The 22987-nt window shown below is 63.2% G+C and carries 24 protein-coding genes; 8 read left to right on the top strand and 16 right to left on the bottom strand.

All coding sequences use genetic code 11. The features are described from left to right. Nucleotides 1-220: 220 nt before the first annotated feature. Complete coding sequence (locus tag R2N16_RS22630; protein ID WP_316668812.1) at nt 221-625, top strand: hypothetical protein; 405 nt, start codon at nt 221-223, stop codon at nt 623-625. A gap of 29 nt (nt 626-654) precedes the next feature. Beyond that, nucleotides 655-801: a hypothetical protein gene (locus R2N16_RS22625; protein WP_316668810.1), complete on the top strand. Its 147-nt coding sequence runs from the start codon at nt 655-657 to the stop codon at nt 799-801. Between the two features lie 64 nt (nt 802-865). Here R2N16_RS22625 and R2N16_RS22620 read toward each other — a convergent pair whose 3' ends face one another. After that, on the bottom strand, nt 866-1969 hold the full coding sequence (locus R2N16_RS22620) for a sigma-54 interaction domain-containing protein (protein ID WP_316668808.1): 1104 nt from the start codon (nt 1967-1969) through the stop codon (nt 866-868). 541 nt (nt 1970-2510) lie between these two features. Between R2N16_RS22620 and R2N16_RS22615 the strand changes: the two genes are divergently transcribed. The 4 genes from R2N16_RS22615 to R2N16_RS22600 all read left to right on the top strand — a co-directional run bounded on the left by R2N16_RS22615 (nt 2511) and on the right by R2N16_RS22600 (nt 5679). Beyond that, complete coding sequence (locus R2N16_RS22615; RefSeq protein ID WP_316668807.1) at nt 2511-3917, top strand: sigma-54-dependent transcriptional regulator; 1407 nt, start codon at nt 2511-2513, stop codon at nt 3915-3917. 90 nt (nt 3918-4007) lie between these two features. Continuing rightward, entirely contained in the window at nt 4008-4175 is a 168-nt protein-coding gene (locus R2N16_RS22610; RefSeq protein ID WP_004632450.1) for a DUF1328 domain-containing protein, read from the top strand. 70 nt (nt 4176-4245) lie between these two features. Continuing rightward, on the top strand, nt 4246-4551 hold the full coding sequence (locus R2N16_RS22605; protein ID WP_316668798.1) for a hypothetical protein: 306 nt from the start codon (nt 4246-4248) through the stop codon (nt 4549-4551). Nucleotides 4552-4671: 120 nt separating this feature from the next. Further along, nucleotides 4672-5679 carry a YihY/virulence factor BrkB family protein gene (locus R2N16_RS22600; RefSeq protein ID WP_316668796.1) on the top strand — a complete coding sequence of 336 codons (1008 nt, stop codon included), beginning with the start codon at nt 4672-4674 and terminating at the stop codon, nt 5677-5679. A gap of 9 nt (nt 5680-5688) precedes the next feature. On the opposite strand, the gene R2N16_RS22595 is transcribed toward R2N16_RS22600, so the two are convergent. Further along, nucleotides 5689-6006, bottom strand: a complete 318-nt coding sequence (locus R2N16_RS22595) for a hypothetical protein (protein WP_316668794.1) — start codon at nt 6004-6006, stop codon at nt 5689-5691. A gap of 134 nt (nt 6007-6140) precedes the next feature. Continuing rightward, complete coding sequence (locus R2N16_RS22590) at nt 6141-6368, bottom strand: hypothetical protein (protein WP_316668792.1); 228 nt, start codon at nt 6366-6368, stop codon at nt 6141-6143. Between the two features lie 362 nt (nt 6369-6730). Here R2N16_RS22590 and R2N16_RS22585 point away from each other — a divergent pair, with 362 nt between their 5' ends. Next, nucleotides 6731-8326 carry a peptide chain release factor 3 gene (locus tag R2N16_RS22585; protein ID WP_316668790.1) on the top strand — a complete coding sequence of 532 codons (1596 nt, stop codon included), beginning with the start codon at nt 6731-6733 and terminating at the stop codon, nt 8324-8326. Between the two features lie 111 nt (nt 8327-8437). On the opposite strand, the gene mdcH is transcribed toward R2N16_RS22585, so the two are convergent. The 9 genes from mdcH to mdcA form a co-directional block, all read right to left on the bottom strand. Beyond that, nucleotides 8438-9373, bottom strand: a complete 936-nt coding sequence (mdcH, locus tag R2N16_RS22580) for a malonate decarboxylase subunit epsilon (RefSeq protein WP_316668788.1) — start codon at nt 9371-9373, stop codon at nt 8438-8440. Further along, nucleotides 9370-10005 carry a malonate decarboxylase holo-ACP synthase gene (locus tag R2N16_RS22575; RefSeq protein WP_316668786.1) on the bottom strand — a complete coding sequence of 212 codons (636 nt, stop codon included), beginning with the start codon at nt 10003-10005 and terminating at the stop codon, nt 9370-9372. Before R2N16_RS22575 ends, mdcH begins: the two co-directional genes overlap by 4 nt. Next, nucleotides 10002-10766: a malonate transporter subunit MadM gene (gene madM, locus R2N16_RS22570; protein WP_316668784.1), complete on the bottom strand. Its 765-nt coding sequence runs from the start codon at nt 10764-10766 to the stop codon at nt 10002-10004. The genes R2N16_RS22575 and madM overlap by 4 nt, the downstream gene beginning before the upstream one ends. Nucleotides 10767-10777: 11 nt before the next feature. Further along, nucleotides 10778-11185 (bottom strand): malonate transporter subunit MadL, encoded by a 408-nt coding sequence (madL, locus tag R2N16_RS22565; RefSeq protein ID WP_316668782.1) that lies wholly within the window; start codon nt 11183-11185, stop codon nt 10778-10780. A 233-nt stretch (nt 11186-11418) separates the two neighbouring features. Beyond that, nucleotides 11419-12249, bottom strand: coding sequence for a biotin-independent malonate decarboxylase subunit gamma (gene mdcE / locus R2N16_RS22560; protein ID WP_316668780.1), 831 nt, complete (start codon nt 12247-12249; stop codon nt 11419-11421). Beyond that, nucleotides 12246-13091 carry a biotin-independent malonate decarboxylase subunit beta gene (locus tag R2N16_RS22555; RefSeq protein ID WP_316668778.1) on the bottom strand — a complete coding sequence of 282 codons (846 nt, stop codon included), beginning with the start codon at nt 13089-13091 and terminating at the stop codon, nt 12246-12248. Before R2N16_RS22555 ends, mdcE begins: the two co-directional genes overlap by 4 nt. A gap of 9 nt (nt 13092-13100) precedes the next feature. Further along, the gene (locus R2N16_RS22550) at nt 13101-13406 is read right to left on the bottom strand and encodes a malonate decarboxylase subunit delta (protein WP_316668776.1); all 306 of its coding nucleotides are present in this window, start codon (nt 13404-13406) and stop codon (nt 13101-13103) included. Continuing rightward, nucleotides 13393-14322, bottom strand: a complete 930-nt coding sequence (locus tag R2N16_RS22545) for a triphosphoribosyl-dephospho-CoA synthase (protein ID WP_316668774.1) — start codon at nt 14320-14322, stop codon at nt 13393-13395. The genes R2N16_RS22550 and R2N16_RS22545 overlap by 14 nt, the downstream gene beginning before the upstream one ends. Then, a complete protein-coding gene (gene mdcA / locus R2N16_RS22540; protein WP_316668772.1) occupies nt 14322-16010 on the bottom strand; it encodes a malonate decarboxylase subunit alpha in 1689 nt (562 codons plus the stop codon). The genes R2N16_RS22545 and mdcA overlap by 1 nt, the downstream gene beginning before the upstream one ends. Nucleotides 16011-16175: 165 nt before the next feature. Between mdcA and R2N16_RS22535 the strand changes: the two genes are divergently transcribed. Next, on the top strand, nt 16176-17081 hold the full coding sequence (locus R2N16_RS22535; protein ID WP_316668770.1) for a LysR substrate-binding domain-containing protein: 906 nt from the start codon (nt 16176-16178) through the stop codon (nt 17079-17081). Between the two features lie 210 nt (nt 17082-17291). Here the strand turns inward: R2N16_RS22535 and R2N16_RS22530 are convergent, their stop codons facing one another. The 4 genes from R2N16_RS22530 to R2N16_RS22510 form a co-directional block, all read right to left on the bottom strand. After that, entirely contained in the window at nt 17292-17537 is a 246-nt protein-coding gene (locus tag R2N16_RS22530; RefSeq protein WP_316668768.1) for a PAAR domain-containing protein, read from the bottom strand. A 25-nt stretch (nt 17538-17562) separates the two neighbouring features. Beyond that, nucleotides 17563-18816, bottom strand: coding sequence for a hypothetical protein (locus R2N16_RS22525; RefSeq protein WP_316668766.1), 1254 nt, complete (start codon nt 18814-18816; stop codon nt 17563-17565). A 47-nt stretch (nt 18817-18863) separates the two neighbouring features. Next, a complete protein-coding gene (locus R2N16_RS25555) occupies nt 18864-20084 on the bottom strand; it encodes an RHS repeat-associated core domain-containing protein (RefSeq protein WP_428984153.1) in 1221 nt (406 codons plus the stop codon). 631 nt (nt 20085-20715) lie between these two features. Further along, a partial coding sequence (locus tag R2N16_RS22510) for an RHS repeat-associated core domain-containing protein (protein ID WP_316668764.1) occupies nt 20716-22987 on the bottom strand: 2272 nt, incomplete at its 5' end.

Raw genomic sequence — 22987 nt, 5'->3', positions numbered from 1 at the left:
AGGCTTTAGGGGGAGCTGGCACGCCGTTTCTACATGGTCATGTCGTTTTTATATGCGCATTATTGCCGGCACATGACAGCGGCGGCGGTGGGGTGTAACTGCGCGGGCAGAGGCAGACGGGCGGCACTGGTACATGCATTGCTGCGGGAGGAGGCGGGAGACGCGCCGCAGTGCGCTTCCATTGCCTTCTTATCGAGCTTCACATTCCAGGACAAATCACATGCAAACACGTTTCCTGACCGCTGCATTCGCCAGCGCGATCCTCAGCCTTGGCGTGGGGACGGCCATGGCCCAGACAACGACTGCACCGGTTGACAACCAGGAATCCAGCAACCCGACCAGGGCGCCGGGCAAGCGCACCGATCCGCCGTCGTCGACGGCCGATCGCACGGCCAATACGCCGATGGCCGGCGGCGAGGCGACACCCGCCATGGGCAGCAGCAACGCCAACAAGCCGATGCACAAGAAGCATCGCGCTCACAAGAAGTCGAAATCGGATTCGACCGTGCCGGGCGGTACCAATAGCGCGGGCGACATGTCGCACTCGGGTGTGCAGTCCGGCGGCAACGATGCAGCGACAACCACCGGCAATTCATACCCCGGTAGGTCCAAGCAAGGTCAGTAACGTTGAAGTTGAAAGGAAAAGGGCTCGCCATGCCGATGACACTCACCACCGCCGTCCGCACGGGCCCGCGCGCCCGCGCGGAAACCGAACCCGCGCCGCGCCGGCCGGCACCCGAACCGCATGAGCGCCGCCGCCACGAGCATCCTGGCGAGCGCACGCACGCGCATCCGCGCTAGAACGTCAGCGCGGATGCAGCGGGTACACCAGGGTCGGAATGTCTGAGTGTTGAGAGCGCGGCTGTCAGGCCGCCATGGCGGCGGCCGCATTGCTCTGGTAGAGGTCGAGGCGGTTGTACAGCGTCTTCAGGCTCACACCGAGCGTCTTGGCGGCTTGGCGCTTGTCGCCCTGGAAGTGCTCCAGCGTGGCCAGGATCATCGCGCGCTGCGCATCGGCCAGCGTCACCCCCACCGAAAGGCTCAGCACACCTTCCTTGACGGTCGGGCGTGCAGGGCCACGCGCCGGCGCCAACGGCGTGACCAGCTCGACGGTTTTCTCGCCCAGGATGTAGCCGCGCTGCACGGCGTTGCGCAGCTCGCGCACATTGCCGGGCCAGGGCTGGCTGCGCAGTGCCGCGAGGGCTTGGCGCGAGAACACCTTGTCGGTCTGGTGCGCCGCGTTGAACTGGGCGAGAAAGTGCAGGGCGAGCTCTTCGATATCGTCGCCGCGCTCACGGAGCGGCGGCACCTGCAGCGGCACCACGGCCAGGCGATACATCAGATCTTCACGGAAGGCGCCCTCACTCACCGCTTCCAGCAGGTTGCGGTTGGTGGCTGCGATGATGCGCGCGCGCGTCTGGATCGGCTCGGTGCCACCCACCCGCATGAACACGCCGGTCTCCAGCACGCGCAGCAGCTTGACCTGCATCTCGACCGGCATCTCGGTAATTTCATCGAGGAAGATCGTGCCGCCGCAGGCATGTTCGAAATAGCCGATATGACGCTGGGCGGCCCCCGTAAAACTGCCCTTCTCGTGGCCGAACAGTTCCGACTCGATCAGGTTGGGCGAGATAGCGCCGCAGTTCACGGCGATGAAGGCCTGGTCTGCGCGCGGGCTCATGTCATGCACCGTGCGCGCAATCAGTTCCTTGCCAGTGCCCGATTCGCCCATGATGAGCACGGTGGCCAGGGTGCCTGATACCTTGCCGATCTGATCGTACAGCGCACGCATCACCGGCGAGCGGCCGTAAAGGTGACCGAAATCCGGCTTGGCAATGGAGTGGGCAGGAGATGTTTCGGCGTCAGACGGCACGCGGTCGGTGTCGTCAAAGTCAGCCAGGGCAGGGGGATAGCGCAGGCGCCCGACGGTCACTGCACGATCGTCGGCGAAGGCTTCGCTCAAGGACATGGCTCCCTCGTGGTTGGTCGCGACGGGGACGTCCTGGCGAGCGGCTGCATCTTCAGCGATGCAGTCTTCGGAAGGCAGGGTACGTCGTCATCCCGTCACATTGTGTTGAAAAGTTGAGCCATTATCAGGGCCGCCCAAGCGCGTTGTATGTCAGGCATGCGCTGACGTTTCTTCCATCCTGTCGGTCAAACGCTGACAAGAAACGGGCCTGATACGTAGATGCCGCGTGGGTTTCACGTTGTTATGCGACTTAAGGTGTCCATTTCAGTCCGCAGGTGGCGAAGCGCGGACCTTCTCAACTATGCTGACTGCTGCGCAGTAACAGCGCGCTGGTGGTTGGAGTGATGTATTCGATCCATTTATTGCATGTGCGCGTGTAAAAATTACCGATCCGCACGTCGTGGACGGGGGTTCGGCCTCGCAGCGGCAAGGGTTGTATTGGATGGAATACTTTTTGCACTTACTCCCGGTTCTGCCGTCGAGCGCCCCATTGCGCCCTGCATGACCGCCGGCACGCGCCGGCTCATCCAACCGAATCGAGATGCCACATATCCTGATTGTCGAAGACGATGCCAACGCACGCGCCGCTCTGGGTGAGCTGGTGGGGGCCGAAGGCTTCACCACCGCGCTGGCCGGGTCGCTGCGCGATGCGCGCATTCAGATGTCGCGTCACAGCCCCGATGCCGTGCTGATCGATCTTGCCCTGCCCGATGGCAACGGCATGGATCTGATGGAAGACATCGCGCCGCACTCCGGCACCGAGATCATCGTCATGACGGGCCACGCCAGCGTGGAAACCGCCGTCGAGGCGCTGCGCATGGGCGCGGCCGACTACCTGGTCAAGCCGGTCAATTTCCAACGGTTGAAGTCTGTCCTGGCGCGCATTCCGCGCCCGGGCGATCTGAAAGCCGAAATCGGCAACCTGCGCGGCGAGCTGCGGCGCCTGGGCCTCTTCGGCCAGATGCTCGGCAACTCGACCGTGATGCAGACGCTGTATGACCAGGTCAGCCGCGTGGCGCCCACAGAGGCGACCGTGCTGCTCATTGGCGAATCGGGCACCGGCAAGGAACTGGCCGCACAGACCATCCATGACCTCAGCCTGCGTCGCAAGCAGCCGTTCCTGCCGGTCAACTGCGGCGCCATCTCGCCCAACCTGATCGAGTCGGAAATGTTCGGTCACGAGCGCGGCAGCTTTACCGGCGCCGACCGCCAGCACAAGGGCTACTTCGAACGCGCCAACGGCGGCACGCTGTTCCTCGATGAAATTACCGAGATGCCGATCGAGCTGCAGGTGAAGCTGCTGCGTGTGCTGGAAACCGGCGTGTTCATGCGGGTGGGCACCAACCGCGAGATCGACTCCGATGTGCGCGTGATTGCCGCCACCAACCGCGACCCCGAAGAGGCTGTGGCCGACGGCAAGCTGCGCGCCGACCTGTATCACCGCCTGAACGTGTTTCCGCTGCAATTGCCGCCGCTGCGCGAGCGCGGCAAGGATGTCGAGTTGCTGGCCCAGCATTTCCTCGATCAGCTCAACGCGCAGAACAACACCAAGAAGGCGTTCCTGCCGCCGGCCATGGAAACGCTGCGCAGCTACCACTGGCCGGGCAATGTGCGCGAACTGCGCAACTACGTGCAACGCGCCTACATCCTCTCGGACGACGCCGGCATCGATACGGCCAACGTGCCGCTGCAGGTGTCGAGCACGCAGGTTTCGTCCGGTTCCACGCTGACGATTTCGGTCGGCACGTCGCTGGCGAGCGCTGACAAGAAGATCATCCTCGCCACGCTGGAGCAGTGCGGCGGTGTGAAAAAGCGTGCGGCTGAACTGCTCGGTATCAGCCTTAAGACGCTGTACAACCGGCTGGAGGAATACGGCAACAGCAACGCCGACGACGGCGGCGACAACAGCAGCGCCGGCTCCGGCCGCGCGCACGCCACCGAGGCATAACCCGACATCCTGGCGCGGTACGCGGCTTGCTGGACCAGTGGGGCATCCGCCCCATGGCGGCAAGCTCACTCAACTGCACAGGAGGTCACCATGCTGCGTTATGCAGTCGTCTTTTTCATCATTGCCCTGATTGCGGCCGTGCTCGGGTTTGGCGGCATCGCTGCCGGCGCAGCGAGCATCGCCAAGATCCTGTTCATGATTTTCGTGGTCCTGTTTGTCGTCAGCCTCATCTGGGGCCTGGTCGCGGGCAGAGGATGACGCCGGGATGATGCCCACCGCTTTCAACCCGGCATCTTACGATGCCGCACAACTCCAGGAGTGCTGACTGATGGAACCTTCTCAACCCAACCCCTTCCCCAAATCCGATGCCAACGGCAACCTCATCCGCAGTGACGTGGCGCAAGCCACCGAGCGTGTGAAGGCGACCACGGCACAGGCCATCGACCGCGTCGCCGACGCTGCGTCCACGGCACTTGACGAGGCCGCCGCCAAGCGCGATCAATGGCGCGCCTCGCAGCAGCGGCTGATGAGCGATGCCGCGGACTGCATGCGCGCGCATCCGCTCGCGACGATCGGCCTGGCGTTCGGTACCGGCTTTCTCATCAGCCGGCTGCTGGGCCGCAGCGCCGACTGAGGGCTTGAGCCCTCGCGGTGCCCTCAACCGCGGCCGCGCTTGCGCGCGTGCCGCGTGCTGACTACGCTCAAGGTCGAGCGCGGCCCAGCGCCGGCCGCGCCGCTTTGCAAGGGAGCCTTCATGGGTCTGACTGCCTACTTCGACCGCGACCTGCTCAAGCGTTCTGGCCAGGTACTGATCGGGGCGGTGCGGCAGTGGTCTGCGCTTCGTGGCGCGAGCAAGGGCGCGGCGTTGTCGTTCTACACGTTGTTCTCGATGGCACCGGTGCTGGTGCTGGTCATTTCCATTGCCGGGTTGTTCTTTGGAGAACAGGCCGCGCGTGGCGAAATCTTCGGGCAGATCCAGGGTCTGGTGGGCGCGCAGGGCGCCTCGGCGGTGGAAGCCGTGCTCGCGGCGACCCGGCGCTCGGGCAACGGCGTTTTCGCGGCCGTCACGGCCGTCGCGCTGTTGCTGGTGGGGGCCACCACGGCCTTCTCCGAACTCAAGGACAGTCTGGACGAACTGTGGGAGGTGCCACTGCGCCAGCAGCCCGGGCTCTGGGGCTTGTTGCGCTCCCGCCTGCTGTCGTTCAGCCTGATCCTGGTGCTGGCGTTTCTGCTGCTGGTGTCGCTTAGCGTCAATGCGGCGCTGGCGGTGGTGGAGCGCTTCTGGGGTGCGTTGTGGTCGGGCTCGACCTCGGGTATTGCGCTGGTGGTGGCCCAAGGGCTGTCGTCGGCGTTTTCGTTTGCCGTCGTATCGCTGCTGTTCGCCACCATCTTCAAGATGCTGCCCGAAACGCGCGTGGCCTGGCGCGACGTCGCCCTGGGCGCAATCGTGACGGCGCTGCTCTTCACGCTGGGCAAGCACCTCATCGGCCTGTATCTCGGCAACAGCGCCGTGGCGTCGTCCTACGGTGCGGCGGGCTCGGTGGTGGCGCTGATGCTGTGGATCTACTACTCGGCCCAGATTTTTTTCTTTGGCGCGCTGGTAACGCGGCAATACGCGTTGCAATTCGGCAGCCGCCAGTACGAAGCCGCCGGCCGGGCCGGTCAGGCCGCGCAAGCCGCGTTGCTCAATCCGACGCTGGCGGCAAACCTGACCCAGGGTGCGGCAGGCGGCCACCCAAACGCAGCGCACGACAGCCGCTAAGGCGGCAGATCAATCCCGCGTCAACTGCTCCAGCAGCATCCCCGCCACAAACGCCAGGCCGATCGTAATGACCGGATGCTGACGCACGGAGCCGCTTGCCTGTTCCGATACATTCGCGTGCAGGTTCTTCAACTGTTCGGTGCGTTTGTCGAACTGGGTGAGCGCTGTGGAGAGGACGCTCGCCAGCCGGTCGATACCCTCTGCCGTGGCATCTTTGACGCGCTGTGCGGTGTGATCGATCTGCGGATGCAGCGTGGTGACTGTGGCACCGTTGGCGCCATTCGTGCCGTTGGTGCTGGTTGGCGAGTTGGGGTTCAGTTCGGTCATGTGGGTCTCCTGAGCTGAGGACTGAGTCACGTCAGCCAACGACAAGCAACCACCATGCCCCCGAAACGCCGTGCGATGCGCCCAAAAGAAAAGGGCCACGACTGTGGCCCTCGACACGGTGAGGAACTGCCCGGCTAACCGACCGTCACCACGGTCTTGCGCGCGGCCCAGATTTCAGCTTGCAGGGCGAGCGCGGCGAGTGCCTGCAGGCTGTCCTGCGGCAAAGCCTTGATCCGTTGACGGCGATTTGCGGCACGCTGTTGACGCGCCGCGCGCACGCTTTGCTCGTCGAGTTGCCACGCCTTGCGTGTGGTCTCGAGGATGCGTTGCACCGCCGGATCGACAGGGGTTCGACTACGCACGATGTTGGACTCCTTGCTTCTTCGCTTCTTTCAATGTCGTGGCGTACCCAAACGCGGGTTTCACGACGGCCTCCACAATACGGGAGCTTCATGACAACTTCGATAACACCGACTCCGAAAGGGTTGTCAGCGCATTCCGACATCGGGTTGGTCTCCTCCGTCCGGGGGACGGTTCCTAGGGAGTTTCCCCTGCTTGCGGCTCGGGTCAGGCGATCTTAAGCAAGCGCGCCGATCGCGTACAATCTCGGCTGCCCCGGATTGACAACTCCGACCGGGCAGTCCATCGGCCGCCGGGATGACCCCGCCAGCCAGCGCCCGCGCCACGGGCGTATCCATCACTTCTCCCTTTCGGTTTTTTGCCCGTGAGTACGCTGCAGCAGGAGATCCGGCGCCGCCGGACGTTCGCCATCATTGCCCACCCGGATGCGGGTAAAACCACGCTCACCGAGAAACTGCTGTGGTTCGGCGGCGCCATTCAGATGGCCGGCGCCGTGCGCGCGCGCAAGGCTAACCGCCACGCCACCTCCGACTGGATGGAGATGGAAAAGCAGCGCGGCATCTCGGTCACGTCGTCGGTAATGCAGTTCCCGTATCGGAACGAGGGCGGCGACTACATCGTCAACCTACTCGACACCCCAGGCCACGAAGACTTCTCGGAAGACACGTACCGCACGCTCACGGCCGTCGACTCCGCCGTGATGGTGATCGACTCCGTCAACGGCGTGGAAGCGCAGACGATCAAGCTGCTCAACGTCTGCCGCCTGCGCAGCACGCCCATCCTCACGTTCATCAACAAGCTCGACCGCGAAGGCCGTGCGCCCATCGAATTGCTCGATGAAATCGAAAGCGTGCTGCAGATCCAGTGCGCGCCGATGACGTGGCCGATCGGCATGGGCAAATCGTTCAAGGGCGTGTATCACCTCGTGAACGACACGGTGCAGCTGTTCGACCCCAACGCCGACAGCGAGAAGGGCGCCACCGCCGGCCTGATTCAAGGTCTGGACAACCCGGAGTTGGACCGCGTGCTGGGCTCGCAGGCTGAAGAGCTGCGCATCGACATCGAACTTGTGCGCGGCGCATCGCATACGTTCGACAAAGAGGCGTTCCTGGCCGGCAAGCAGTGCCCGGTGTACTTCGGTTCGGCGGTGAACAACTTCGGGGTGCAGTCGCTGCTGGATGCGCTGGTCGGCCAGTCGCCCGAGCCGCTGGCACGCCCCACCGAAACGCGCGAAGTCAAGCCGATGGAAGAGAAGTTCACCGGCTTCGTCTTCAAGATCCAGGCCAACATGGACCCGAAGCACCGTGACCGCATCGCCTTTGTGCGTGTGTGCTCGGGCCGCTTCGAGCGTGGGATGAAGCTGCTGCAGGTGTCGACGGGCAAGACGGTCGCCATCAACAATGCCATCACCTTCATGGCGCAGGACCGCAACACCACGGAAGAGGCATTTGCCGGCGACATCATCGGCGTGCCCAACCACGGCACGATCCGCCTGGGTGACGCGTTCACGGAAGGCGAGACGCTCAAGTTCACGGGCATCCCGTCGTTCGCGCCGGAGTTCTTCCGCCGCGCGCGCCTGAACAACCCGCTGCGCCTCAAGCAGTTGCAGAAGGGGCTGCAGCAGCTGGCCGAAGAAGGCGCCACGCAGATGTTCCGCCCGCTGGCGTCGAACGATCTGGTGCTGGGCGCCGTCGGTATCCTCCAGTTCGACGTGGTGGCGCACCGCCTCGAGCACGAGTACGGCGTCGACGCCATCTTCGAACCGCACGAGTGCTCCACGGCCCGCTGGCTGCGCGGCAAGCAGGAAGATATCGACAAGCTGATCGACAAGGCAGGCCACAACGTGGCCCTGGACGGCGCGGGCGACTACGTGTACCTGGCGCCGAGCCAGGTGAACCTGCGCCTGACGCAGGAGCGCTTTCCGGACATCCAGTTCATGGAAACGCGGGAAATTGTCTAAGCGGCGATCGGCAAAAACAAACGGGGCCATGTGCCCCGTTTTTTCATGGGTGCGATTGGCGCACGACCCTGCCTCAGCGCGTACCCACGTGGGTGCTGCCGCGCGAAGCTGCTATGGATTGCCGCCGCGCCTGTGTCGCTGTATCCGCGCCCGAACCGCATCCAGCCCACTGCCCGCATCCAGCACCGCATCGGCGACAAACACCGCTTGCGCCAGACGCGCCAGCGCGCCACCGCCCGGCACCTCCACCGCCATGCTTGCGCCGCGTTCCAGCGCATGCCGCAGCGTGTCATGCCACAACACCGGCCGCGCCATGTTCCACGCAAGATCCTCGACGATGAGATGGGCGCGAAACAGCGCCCGCGCGCGGCTGCTGCTCACATACGTGAGGCGCGGCGCGCGGGCGGTGATCTTCGCGGCGGCCTCGGCAAGCGCCTCGGCCTGCGCGTCAAGCAAGGGGCAGTGCGACGGCACCGGCATGCACAACCGCGTGACCGTCGAGGCGCCGCTGGCTTGCGCGAGTGCCGTGACCTGCGCGAGTGCGGCGTCGTTGCCGGCCACCACGATCTGCCGCTCGGCATTGATGTTGGCGACGTAGGCAGGAGTCGGTGCGGCGTGCACCTGGGCAACGATGGCATCGACCTGCGTTTCGGCCAGTCCGATGACGGCGACCATGCCGTAACCGCTCGGGTAGGCGTCTTCCATGAGCTGGCCGCGCAAGCGGACCAGGCGCAGCGCATCGCTGAGCGCCAGCACGCCCGCGACGACGGCTGCCGGCCACGCGCCAATCGACAGACCCGCCACCATGTCGGGCCCGGCGTCCTGCCGGACCAGCGTGCGCGCCACCGCCACGCTGGCAATGAGCAGGCAGAGCTGTACGGCCACGGTTGACCGCAACGCCTCTACGGTGTCGAGTGCGAGCGGATCGACGCCGAGCACGTCGCCCGCTTCGGCCAATGTTTGCGCAACAACCGGGTCGCCAGGCAGCGCATGCAACATACCCGCGCGCTGGCTGCCCTGACCCGGAAACATGAACAGCACGCTCATGGGTTTTCGCTCCATGGGTCCGCAACGAGCCGTGGGCCGTGGTCGGTCTTGAGCAACGTTTGACGCGGCGATGCCAGCCAATCGCGTAACGCGAAGCCGCCGTGGCCGGTGTCGATCTGCAAATCGACGCGGCATTCGGTCTCGCTCAGCAGGTGGACCAGCAGATCGCGTTGGGCAATCGATGGTGGCTGCGGCATGCGTACGACCAGATCGAGATCGCTGCCCGCGTGCAGCACAGGCAAACCGCTGGCGAGTGCAAAACCGGCCCCGCCCGTCGGCCCCCACGCCCAGCCGAGTGCGTTGAGTTCGGGCGCCAGCACACGCAACGTGCGCAGCGCGGCAAACGGCGCATCGTGTGCGATGGAGCCAGTGGTGGTCGCCAGCGCCTCGGGCGTGAGCGTGCGCATGATCGCGTTGGCGGGCACGGTGGCCGCGCAGCGTTCATGGCGCGCGCCGCCGCGCAGGCCTACCGGTATTGAACCATTGCTGCCGCGCGGCGCCCGTCGCACCACGACCGGTGCGCCTTGCCGGCATGCCGTGATGGCCCAGTCCGGCAGGGGCGCCCCATCCGTGGCCGTCGGTGTCTCAGACACCCACAGCAGGTCGTGCGCGCGCAGCAGCGAGGGTGTCATCGCAGCAGAGCTTGCGTAGCCAGGAACAGGATCGACGGCCCGAGCAGGCAACCGATGCCCGTATGGAAGGTCGCCACCAGCGAGCCGTAGGGCACCAGTCGTCGATCCGTGGCCGCCAGACCCGCCGACACGCCGCTGACCGTACCCGCCAATCCGCCGAACACCATGGCCGCGCGCGGGTTGTTCAGGCCCAATGCCTTGGCCGCGAATGGCGTGCCGACCATCACGAGGATCGCCTTGACGAGCCCCGTGGCAATCGACAGCGCCATCACATCGGAGGTGGCACCCAGCGCCGCGCCCGTGACCGGCCCGACGATGTACGTGACGGCACCCGCGCCGATGGTGGTGACGCTCACCGCATCGGTGTAACCAAAGGCGTAGGCAACGCAGGCGCCGACGATGAACGGCAGCACCGTTCCCAGCAGCAGCGAGATCGCGCCGATCATGCCCGCCTTGCGTGCCTCGGTCACCTGCACTTCAAAGGCCGTGGCAACGATGGCGAAATCGCGCAGCATTGCTCCGCCCATCAGGCCGATGCCGCCGAACAGCTTCAGGTCAGCCAGGCCACGTTCGCCACCGGTCTGCATGCCGCCCCAATAGGCGAGCACCAGCCCGATCATGATGGCGATGGCCGAGCCGTGTACGCGCCCGAACGTCAGCCTCTTGGACACCCACATCGACAGACCCATGACGATGCCGACCAGCGCAAACGCCGCGACCAGCCCGTTGTGCTGCAGAACTTTCTCTAGCATTGACAGCATGGTGAGGCTCCTTAAGCGCGGGCTTGTTCGGATTCAGGCAGCGGGGGCAGCGGGCGCCGGTCTTCCGCGTTGCCCGTGCGGTTGATGAGCGCGATGCAGACACCGCACACCACCACCGCACCGATGGCGCCGAGCAGTGCAACGGGGCCGCCGCGCAGTGCCGTGACCACGTTCTGCGTGGCCGCCATGGCCACCACCACCGGGATGTACATGGCGCCCCAGAACGAGACGCCCGCCTCGGTGGCGGCGGGCATGAGCCCGCGCTTGTGCAGGTAGAGCCGCGCGAAGATCAGCAGCAGCATGGCGATGCCCACGCCGCCCACATTGGCCTTCACGCCGATGGCCTGGCCGAGCAAGTCGCCCAGGAAGAGGCCGGCGATATGACAGAGCGCCAGCAGGGTTGTACCGTAGATGATCACGTCTTTGTCTCCTGAAGGAACGGCGATGGGTCGCCTGTTATGTGGTGTTTTGGTGATCGAGGGTTGAAGACTGGTTTATTTGCTGGTGGTGCATCCTTTGTTTCATCCCCTGCCGGGGCTGACTTACTTTCTTGTCTTGCCAAAGAAAGTCAGCAAAGAAAGGCGCCATCTAGGGCAGGTACGGCCAAACCGTCGGGGCGCATGTGTTCACGCCGCGATGTGTCTCCTATTCGTTAGGCGTTTTCTGGCTGCGTGTTCCATTGCTCGCGCAGGCGTTTGCGTACCTCCGAGGACGCGTTGCGCAGCGGTGCGCCTAGGCGGCTTTCCAGGCCGCGCGATGGGTCGGCTGCGATGTCGGCCAGTGCTGCGGCGAGTGCGGTCTGCACGGTGTCGACGTCGCCTGCATCGGGTGCATCGGCGGATTTGACCTTCAGCAGTTTCCACAGCAACCCGAGCGATGCGAAGCTGGCGATGTCGTACGCCATGGGCGGAATCTCCTGCGCGAGGCGTTCCAGGTCGGCGACGGAGCGCAGCGTTACGCGCGCGGCGGCGGCCTTGCCCATCGCGTGCACCATCACCTCGGCATCGTCGAGGGCGAGCAGGCGGTTGGCCTGGTAGCCGTGCGCGAGCAATGCGCCCGACATGGCACGACCGACGATCAGGCCGATGACAGGGTGGCCGGCCAATCGGGCGGCAGCGTAGGCATCCGCCGCTGCTGCCAGTGCGAGGTGGATGCCGTAGGCCTCCTCCCGGCGCCCGTAGGCTTGGCTTGCCACATCAATGACGGCGACGATGGCGCGCTTCTTCTCTTGCCCTGCATCTGCAGTCATGGCATCGCGCACGGCACGCGCAAGCTGCCAGCCTTCGATGAGGCCGACTTCACCGTTGCGTGCGCGGGGGAAGCGGTTCTCGGCATCGGGCACGACGGCGATGTAGCGCGCGGGCTGATCCGCCAGCGCGGCATCGACGACTTGCAGCGTGCTGCCGTAGCCCGCCACCGGCGTGCCGCCGGCAAGCGCGCGCATCCAGGTCGCGCCGCGCGTGGAAAGTTCGTTCTGGCTCATGCGTGATCCTTTGCATAGTGCGTGCGCACATCTTCTGCTGTCGCTTGGCGCGATGTGTCGACGGCGGCGAGTTGTGCGAGGTAGTGGTCGATCTGCTCGCTGCGCTGGTGCTTGGGTGCGCCAGCGCGCAGCCAATCGATGACCTGCGCGCGGATCGTGACGGAGTCGTCTTCGATGCAGACATCGGCCAGGCCGGTGGCGTTGCGCTGTTCGCCGCCGGTCAGGCTCCAGATGAACGGGCGGTCGCGCGAGTCATACTCTTCGATGCCGGCTTCCTGTTCGATCACTTGCGGGCCGTTGAGGCCGAGGCGCGCTTCGCGCGTCATCAGCAGGTAGCTGCACAGGCCCGCGGCGATGCTCATGCCGCCAAAGCAGCCGACGACGCCCACCGTGATGCCAATCACCGGCCCGTACTCGCGCAGTGCACGGATGCCCGCGTGGACCTCGGCAATGGCGGCGAGGCCCAGGTTGGCTTCCTGCAGCCGCACGCCGCCGGTCTCGAAGACGATCACGGCGCGTGTGGGAATGCCGTTGCGGTTGTCTTCCGCCGCCAGCTCCAGCGCGCCTGCGATCTTGGCGCCGGACACCTCGCCCATGCTGCCGCCCTGGAAGGCGCCTTCAATGGCGAGCACCACCGCGGGCTGCCCGCCCAGCATGCCGCGTGCCACCACGACGCCGTCATCGGCCTGCGTGACGATGCCCTGACGTGGTAGCCACGGCGAGGTCAATTGCTCGAACGGATCCAGCAACTCGCGGAAGGTCCCGGGGTCGAGCAGGGCAATCGCGCGACGACGCGCATCGCGTTCGATAAAGCTGTCGCGTTCAATCGGGTTGCGTGACATGGCTTCTCCTTATGACCCGATTGCCTGAAGCGATTCAAGCGCCTGCTCAAGCCGCAACCGCACCACGGCCGGCGTCGCGCCGAAGTCGTTGATGGTGATCTTGGCCGCCGGCCACGTGTGCGAGCCGAACACACGCGCAAGCTGTGCCTGCCACGTCGCGCTCATGCCATTGACGGACGTGGTGATGGCCACGTCGATCTGGCCGGCGCTGCCGGGCGTCAGCAGCACTTCGAGGTCGCCCGAGCCGACCACGCCGGCATACGCACGGCGTGCAGCGGGTGCGCCGCCGGTGAACTGAAAATCAAGATGCTCCATGTTCGGTTTCCTGATGAGCGGATTCGGTGTCGGACACTGCGTGCGCGCTGGTGGGCAGGCGGTCGAGGAACAGTGCGGCGGCCAACAGGTCGGCGGCACCGCCGGGTGACACGTGCAGTGCCAGCATGGCTTGTTCAAGTGTGCGGAAGGCGCGGCGCCCTTGCGCCGTTGCCAGGCCGCCTTCTGCGCGCACGGAGGCGGCGCCGGTTTGCACGACGCGCAGTGCGTCTGCACCGCCGCGCGCGAGCACGCAGGTGTCGTCGAGTGCGGCCATGACGGCAAGCAATGCATCCACGCGTGCGTGGTCTTCGCGGATGCCCGCTGCGCGCGCTTGGCGCAACGCCGGCAGCGCCACCTTGATCACGTGCGGGAAGCCGGCACAGGCTTGGCCCTTCGCACCGCCGACGCCGTAGTCGTTGCAGGCGCGCTCGCCCTTGTGGCCCGTGGAGACCGGCGCAAAGCGGTCGGGAATATTGGCCAGGCGCGCCGCGCGGCTGGCAACAGCGGTGGCGCCCAATGCGTGTGGCGCTTGCGCGGCAGCCGTCACCAGCAGCCCGAGCGCCCAGATGGCGCCCCGGTGCGTGTTGATGCCGCCGGTGGCATCGAGCATGGCCGCTTCGCCTTCGCGGCCCAGGCGGCCGATGCGCTCGCGCAGCGCGAGTTGCGCGCCGGCCTGCGTTTCGATCTGCGCGCCGGCCAATGCCATGGCTTCAAACGCGGGGCGCAGGGTTTGGGCGGAATGCACCATCAGCGTCCAGTCGAGGTCGTGATGCGCGCCGTTGCCGCGCACATCCACCAGACCGGGTTTGGGCGACAGCGTCACCTCGTCGATGAGGGCGGATTCGACCAGCGCGGCCAATCGCTTCGCGCGCGCTTTCGAGCCGGCCGGCAAGGGCCGTTGCAATGTCTTCTCCATTACCAGCTCCGGAAGCGTGCAGGCGGTTCGTACAGGCCACCAGACCATTCGACCAGATCGGCAATGCTCTTGGCGGCGAGCAGCTCGCGGCTGGCGTCGCTGCGGCGCACGTCGAGGTCTTCGGGCAAAGCGATCAGGCCGTCGCGGCGCATCTGCTCGGTCTTGGATGGATCGTGGCGCAGGCCAATCGACGTGACGCCCGCCACTGCCGCAATCATCGCGCGCCGCTCTTCCAGCGAACGTGCCTTGTACAGATAAGCGATGCCGTCTTCGGTCAGCAGGTGGGTGACGTCGTCGCCGTAGATCATGATGGGCGCCAGCGGCATGCCGCTTTGCTTGGCGACGGCCACCGCATCCAGGGTATCGACGAAGGTTGGCTTGCCGCCTTCCTGGAAGGTTTCCACCATCTGCACGACGAGCTTCTTGCCGCGTTCGAGCATCGTCACGGGCTCGGTCATGTCGAGCCACGCAGGCGTGGCGTGGCGCCGTCCGCGTGGGTCGTGGCCCATGTTGGGGGCGCCGCCAAAGCCGGCCAGGCGCCCGCGCGTGACGGTGGACGAATGCCCGTCGCCATCCACCTGCAGCGTCGCGCCGATGAAGAGGTCTACCGCATACTGGCCCGCCAACTGGCACAGCATGCGGTTCGAGCGCAGGGAACCGTCCCGACCGGTAAAGAACACGTCTGGGCGCGCGGCTACATAGCGTTCCATGCCCAGTTCAGTGCCGAAGCAATGCACGCTTTCCACCCAGCCCGATTCAATGGCGGGAATGAGCGTGGGGTGCGGGTTCAGCGTCCAGTTGCGGCAGATCTTGCCCTTGAGACCCAGGCGTTCGCCGTACGTCGGCAGGATCAGCTCGATGGCGGCGGTGTTGAAGCCGATGCCGTGGTTGAGCGACTGCACGTTGTGCCGCTGGTAGATGCCGCGAATGGCCATCATCGCCATCAGCACATGCACGGGTTTGACGAGGCGCGGGTCGCGCGTGAACAGCGGTTCGATGTAGAACGGCTTGTCGGCCTGCACGATGAAGTCGACCCACGAGCCGGGGATGTCGACGCGCGGCAGGTCGGCCGGATCATCGACGATCTCGTTCACCTGCACGATGACGATGCCATCGGAAAACGCAGCGGGCTCCACCAGCGCGGGCGTGTCTTCAGTGCTCGGGCCGGTGTAGATGTTGCCGTCGCGGTCGGCCTTGAAACCAGCCACCAGCGACACATTGGGAATCAGGTCCACCACCAGCCGCGCATACAGCTCGATGTAGGTGTGGATGGCACCGACTTCGAGCAGCCCGTCGGCCAGCAACTGGCTGATGCGCAGGCTTTGCGGCCCCGCAAACGAGAAATCCAGCTTGTGCGCGATGCCGGCTTCGAAAATGTCGAGGTGCTCGGCGCGGCTCACACTCGGCATGATCATGTGCAGATCGTGCAGGCGCTCCGGGTTGACCTTGGCGAGCGAGCGCGAGAGGAAGTCGGCCTGCTTCTGGTTGTTGCCCTCCAGCACGACGCGGTCGCCCGGGGCGAGCAGCGCTTCGAGCGCGGCGACGATATCGGTGGTGGGAATGACCTTGCCGTTGGCGATGCGGCGGGCTGCGCTCAGGCGGCGTTCCTTTTCATCGCGTCGCCGGCGCCACTGGGGCGGGATGGGTGCGTTGACCCCGTGTGCCGATTGGGTGGGCATCGGTTGCATTGGGTGGCGTCTCCAGCCTGGATTGATTTGATGCCCTGTACCGTAGGCTGTAAAAAGGCGCACTTCAATCAACCTAAGCGCGGTTTCATTAACTTGAGATTAATGAAACAATGGCCAGTTCTGATAGCAGCGCGCCGACAGAACGCGCCCGGAGGAGACCCTGCCATGGCAATCGACGAAGACATCACCCTCAAGAAGCTCGAGGTGTTCCAGTCGTTCATGACGCTGGGCAACATGGCGCGCGTGTCGGAAGCGCTCGGGCAAAGCACGGTGAGCGTGCATCGCGCGCTGCATTCGTTGGAAGAAGGCTTGCGCTGTCCGCTGTTCAAGCGCGACGGCCGCAAGCTGATTCCGCTCTCGACCGCCTACGTGTTTGCCGAACACGTGGAACGCATCCTGGCCGAGTGCGAAGCCGGCGTGCGCCGTACGCGCGAAGCTGCGGGGTTCTCGTCAACCACGTTGAAGATCGGTGGGCTCTATTCGATGACGGTCGGCACGTTGCCGCGCATCTTTGCGGGCCTGAAAACGCGCCGCTCCGCACTCGACATCGAACTCACGCTGGGCTCGAATCGCAGCCTGCTGGCCAAGCTGGAAGACGGCCAGCTCGACGCCATCGTCATCGCGCTGGGCGAGCCGCTGCGCAATCCAGACCTGCTGACCGTGCCGATGTTCGACGATGAGATTCTGTTTGCCGCGCCGCTCGGCTCGCCATATACGGCGTCAGCGGAGATCGACTTGCAAGCTGTACGCGGCGAGAAGTTCGTTGCGCTCGGCGACGATTTTGCGACGTACCACGACTTCATGGCTGCCTTTGACAAGGCCGGCTTTGCGCCGCAGATCACGCTGCGCGTGGGCGACATCTTCTCGCTCATGAACCTGGTGAGCGGCGGGATCGGATATGCGCTGCTGCCGCGCCGCGTTGCGGATTTCAGCCCCAAGGTGCAACTGATTCCGCTGGCGGCGCGCTATGCGATCAGTCAGCACATTGTGCTGGTGATGCAGCGCAATCGGGAGCGCGATCCGAATTTGTTGGCGTTGTCGGCGGAGTGTCGGTTGTTGGGTGCACGGTGATCATGTGTAGTGTACCCAGCGGGTCGATCCATAGCGTCGGATTGCGTGCGTCCCGGTAGACGTTCAATCCAGTCTCCAGACCGGTCGGAGCTTGCCAATAAATTGTCCATTGGTCTGGCTCAGTACTGCTGCGGGCGTTTCACGCCAATCTGGGAGTGGGGCACGCACGAGTGAATGATGGTGGTAATGCGAACCCGTGGCGCAGTGGTGTCAATCCACAATGGCGCTGCCGTCCCCGATGAGCACCGCGCCACACGCGGTCTCGTCCCCGTGCGTGGCAACATGTTCGCCATCCACCTCCATATCGCAGCGCACCTTAATGATCCTGTTAGGCCCGTGAATCGGGCAGTCCACCCAGTCTGTGCGCCGCGCGATGGGTTTGCCATCGAGCAGGCTGTCTGGCGAGCCCGTTGTGACATGGCCGCCATGGGAGTGGCGGCAACCGACTGTGATCATGCTTGCGTCCATGTTTGCGCAGTCCCTACTTTTTGTCTTTGATTTTCCCTTCGCTGGTACTTTCAGGGAATAGGCTCTTAGGAGCGGCTGCCAATGCTTCGCTCAACGCAGTCAGAAACTCGGTCTCAAATTGCTCCGACACATGCCATCGATCAAGTTGTCCCTTCTTTTCAAAGGTAAATTCTCCATCGATTTCAAGCACGCCATTTTCAGAGAGTTTTGCAAGCAGCGGATCCTCGTATGCGATGCGCAACGGGCATAACTGTTGAGAGGGCGATTTCTCGGTGCAATCTGCCGTGGGGCTCACAGACATCACTCGCTGGCGCAATGTTTTTGAATGGCTGACGCCGAACCAGTCCTTCCGATTATTTGTGGGTGAGGCTGAAACGTCTTTCTTTTGCAGCACTTCCAGGCCGTTCATGAATGCCTTGCGGAGCCTCTCGCTTCCGATCGGCGCCCCCAGCGATTCGCTATTTCGTTCGCCACCGTATTGGGTCTGAACAAACTTCGCGGGCACCATGGCGACCTCAAAACCAGAGCCCCCCTCGGCTGCTGGGCGAATGACAAAACCTACGGTCGTCTTCAAATTACCGACCTTGACATCAACCGTACATCCACGGGAACGGGAAGTTTTTTCGTATCCGATCTCCCGAATGTTAGACAAATCAGGGGACCCTGCCTGTATTGCGTCGATGGACGACAAATATGAACTCATCGATATATTGAATAAGGACGCGGATGCGCCCTTCGATTTACAGGCTGGCGTGGTGGGAGGGGCGAGATAGAAGGCCACTGCTGCCGCCACAACGCCAAGCCCTGCCGCCCACCCGCCAGAGCGCCACAGCTTTCTACGCCGATTCATTCGGATCGAAATCGGTTTAATTTTTTTCACAAAACGATCTGGATCCAACTCGCAATAGGAAATCAACCTGGTCTCGGCGACAAGGTCTTCGTCGCTTTCGGACGCCTCCAAGACCTTTGAAGCAACTTCATCCAACATCTCACTTGGCACGAGACCATGCTTGACCAACCAATGCATGGCACCACCAGGGCCAGCAAACAGCGGGGCGTCAAGGAGAATGCGGTTCGTGCTGGCGGCCTTCGCATCCTGAAGCAATTGGATTGCTCGATTGTGGACGGCATCGGTGATGAAACCGTCAACCAGCAGCACTCTGAGCTTCCATTCGTCCGTGTGCTGGTCAATCTCGATTGCTCGCCAAACCAACGGGCCCGTACTGGTTGTTGCGGAAGAGGTGGTTATCGTTTGTTTGTGATTCATGTTGAATTCTTGACAGGTGAATCGAGTGTTGGCGCGCGATCGTCGCGTTACACCACCGCCTGTGATTTCTGCTGCTTGAGAATGGCTTCTGCCTCGGATCGGGTCAGCGCGCCCTCTCGTCTACGCTGGGGTTCCAGTGCCCACGCGCGTTCCAGGTCTGCCCGCGACGGCTTGCCGCCCAGCCCGCTGGCGAAGCCGATATAGTCGTCGGCGTAGGGGCGGGCGTACGGGTCGTTGGGCTCGGGCTTGCAGGCTGCCTCAATCTCGGCGGGCCAGACGGGAGCGCTACAGGTGGCAAGCACGAGCCAGCGTACGGTCGCATCCAGCAGCATGAACGGGAAGAAGACGTAGTCGAAGAGCGAACTGAACAGGCTGGAGAGCTTGTCTTCGCGACAAATCTTGAAGCCTTCCCAGAACGATTCGCGGGGGTTCCAGAAGCGGTGCGGCTCGGGCAAGTCGGCGGGGCCGTCTTGCATGTAGCGACGGTAGTACTCCCATTGTTGTTGGGCTTGCTCCAGCGAAAACATCAGACGACCCAGTACGAACCCTCGCACGACGTTGCCATCGGCATCCAGCGTGTAGTGGCGGATGTCGTACATGGAATAGCTGGTGGACAGGCCGCCTACCCTGCGCTTGCCGATGCAGAAGAACTCGTCGTTACTCCAGCGGACTTCCCAGAGGCCATCGCGGTCTTTGGTGCGCATGGCGTAGATGCGGCGGGTCTTGCGGTTGAGGCGGATGGGACGGTGCTTGAGGGAGAACAGGTAGCGGCGGGCTCCGTCACTTGATGTGCGTGCCAGGCCGAGTGGGTCAATCCATTGCACCGTATTTGGTGCGTATTGATAGACGTTCAGTCCCCCCGCCAGCCCAATCGGGTCCTTCGATATAAACCGTCCACTGCTCGGATCATAGTAGCGATGCCGGTTGTAATGCAGCCCCGTCTCATGGTCGAAGTACTGCCCCTGGAACCGAAGCGGGTTCTGGATACCAGCCTTCCTGGCCGCATCGCTGATGACCTCTTTGGCCTGTCCCCACGCCTTGTAGTGCGCACTCCAGACAATTTCGCCGTGCTCGTCAGTCAGCTCCTGCGGCGTGCCGAGGTGGTCACACTGGTACCAAGCAATGGCATCGAATGGCTGCGGTTGCAGCCCGGTCGTCCACAACGGGTCGTCGTCGAGGTCGTATTCAGCCAGGGCGTAATCCGGCTGCTGGTGTAGCTGCATCGCATCGTGATGCAGGGCCTGCGCCAGCGGCGGGATGCTACCCACTGCCAGAGTCCTTACGTTAAATAGAATTTTGTCAAGCGATCAAATGCTGTGCACTTCCCTCGTTCCCAATGCCTATCTCTCACTGCGAGCATGTCGCAATAAGTCATAGAGAATTTAACCTGACCGGTTGCGATATTCTTTATGTTTCCCGTTTTATCAAAGTCACTTTCGAGCGTTTGAATCAAGTAACTGCCATGCCGTGTTTTTTTTGAAAACCTAACAACTATCGATTCGTCAAAAATTGCAGCTCCATCCATCCTGTTATCTGAAAAATAGAATTTAATGTTCCCATTCGAAATGTGAGTCAGTTTCTTCAATTGCTTATAGTGTCTTAAAAAAGATATAAGGCGAACGCCAGGTCCTATCCTAATCCCATTTCCAACCTCGAATTTAGACAGAAAATAGCTCTTGAAAATAATATCAACGGCGCGACCTCGATAGTTTGTGGCGTGTGATTTCTCGTAGAAATGAAAATCTGATGGATCTCCGACCAGTTCGTAACCTGCTGCCTTCATGCTGGTCGGACTAAAATCGATTAGTCCGAATAGGTTTGGCTTCTCTATCACGCCTCTGCTCACGAATAAGTCAAATAGCTCAATGAGCGATATCGTTGATATGTCCATATTTATATTCATTGATAGATAGGATTTTTGCCGGCCGTACTGTGCTCGCGCAGGATACTCCCAATTTTTTCAAGTTCTGCCGCGCGCGAGGAATTCGGGTACGCATCTGCTCCAGCCTGAGCAGCTTTAGCAAGACGGTCAACGTTGCGCGGATTGTCGAGATATTTTTCAACACATTTGCATGCCTTTCTCCACTGAGAATCAGACATATCTCGTGTGCCCTTATCCGCGGGTTTTAGCTCGGCATGTGTTCCTTCAGCATTGGGCGCCAACGTTATATGTCCGCCACTCGGAGGCAGTCCAGGGCCGCTTACATTAACGTGCGCTCCCCTCGCCAACGTATCCGGCCCCGCCGTATTGGCCGATACGTTGTAGCCAGCAAGCCCGAGCGGATCGACCCATCTCACCGGATTAGGCGCGTACTGATGGACGTTCAGCCCACCCTGCAACCCAATCGGGTCCTTCGATATAAACCGTCCACTGCTCGGATCATAGTAGCGATGCCGGTTGTAATGCAGCCCCGTCTCATGGTCGAAGTACTGCCCCTGGAACCGAAGCGGGTTCTGGATACCAGCCTTCCTGGCCGCATCGCTGATGACCTCTTTGGCCTGTCCCCACGCCTTGTAGTGCGCACTCCAGACAATTTCGCCGTGCTCGTCAGTCAGCTCCTGCGGCGTGCCGAGGTGGTCACACTGGTACCAAGCAATGGCATCGAATGGCTGCGGTTGCAGCCCGGTCGTCCACAACGGGTCGTCGTCGAGGTCGTATTCAGCCAGGGCGTAATCCGGCTGCTGATGTAGCTGCATCGCACCGTGATGCACGGCCTGCGCCAGCGGCACGAAGCTATTAGGCTCGTACAGGTAATGTGTGGTCCGGCTGGCGCCCGGAACGGGCCACCAGGACGAACCCGGGCCTTCAACCTCCGCCTCCTCCCTGCACTCCCACGCCAGGGTGTCGCCATCCCAGCCATAGCGGGTGGTGCTGCAGACTTCTTCGCGGTTGCGCCGGGCCTGGTGCATGGCGTCATAGCCATTGGCCCGCAGTTCACGGCGCATGTAGTGCGCCTGCGAGCGCTTGACGGTCCGCCGGCCCAGGGCGTCGTACTGGTAGTGAACGTTGATGCGGGCATTGGTATAGGACTGCAGCCGGTTGAACACATCCCAGGTCAAGTCTTCGGTCTTGCCGTTGACGGTGCGCCGGATGAGGTTGCCGCGTGCGTCCCATTGGTAGTGGGTGCCGGCGTACTCCCTGATCAGGTTGTCGACCAGGGCGCTTTTGCCTTGCAGGCGGCTGCTGAACTTGGGTCTTCCAGTCGTGGGGTCGGCCGCAAAGGTACGCAGTGTCGGGTCTTCGAGCAGGTTGCCGGCGGGGTCGAAGTCGAAGGTTTCTTGCCCTAAGGCGCTGTTGGCTTCGAGTAGTTTGCCGACCGGGTCGTAGCGGTAGTTGAGGTCCCCGCGCCGGGCGTCTTTGATGCTGGTGAGCTGTCCTGCGACGTTGTAGCGGTACCGGCGGCGGTTCACATAGGCAGTGGCCCGGTCCAGGTGCGAGAGTGTTTGCTCCAGAAGCCGGCCTGCGGGGTCGTAGGCTTGAGTCTGTTGGAGGCGATTGCCCTGGGTCCGAGTGGTTTCGCGGTGCAGGTTGTCGCGCTCGAAGCCGACAAGCTCGTGGCCGTCGAGCTGGATGCCGTGCACATGGCCGCTGCCGTAGGTCAGCAGGTCAATGCGGTGCCCGTCGGGGCGAATGGTCGCGATGCGCTGGTTCAGCGCATCGTATTCGTGGCGCCAGACGGCGACCTTGCTGTCCGTCTTGTAGTGCTGATGCTCGCGTGTGACGTTGCCTGCGGTGTCGTAGAACCACTGCAATCGGCTGTGCGCGTTCTCGGCCAGGGCCACGTTTCCATTGCCGTCGTAGGCGAAGGTTTCTTTGCCAGCCTCCTTGGCCACGCCATCCTTGTCGCGCAGGCCGGCGCGGCGCATGGTGAGTTTGCCCAGTGCGTCGAACGCGTATGCAGTGACGAGGGTGTCAGCCTCCACGGTGCTGACGAGGACGCCACTGGCATCGTCGTATTGGTATTGGGTTGCCTTGCCGTCGAAGCCGGTTTGCTTGAGCAGCCTGCCGACGGGGTCGTATTGAAATTGGATCTGACGGGCATTCTCGTTGGCGAGGCCCGTGAGGCGGCCGCGCTTGTCCCACTGGTATTCGATGACGCCGTTGGCGGCATCGGTGCGTCGGCGAATGAGCCCGGCTTCGGAGTAGGTCCAGACGGTACGGTGTTGCAGC

Origin of the sequence: Ralstonia psammae (genome assembly GCF_958405935.1) — a bacterium.
GTDB lineage: Bacteria > Pseudomonadota > Gammaproteobacteria > Burkholderiales > Burkholderiaceae > Ralstonia > Ralstonia psammae.
Note: the sequence above shows the minus strand (reverse complement) of the source record. Positions and strands in the feature narration are given on the sequence as shown.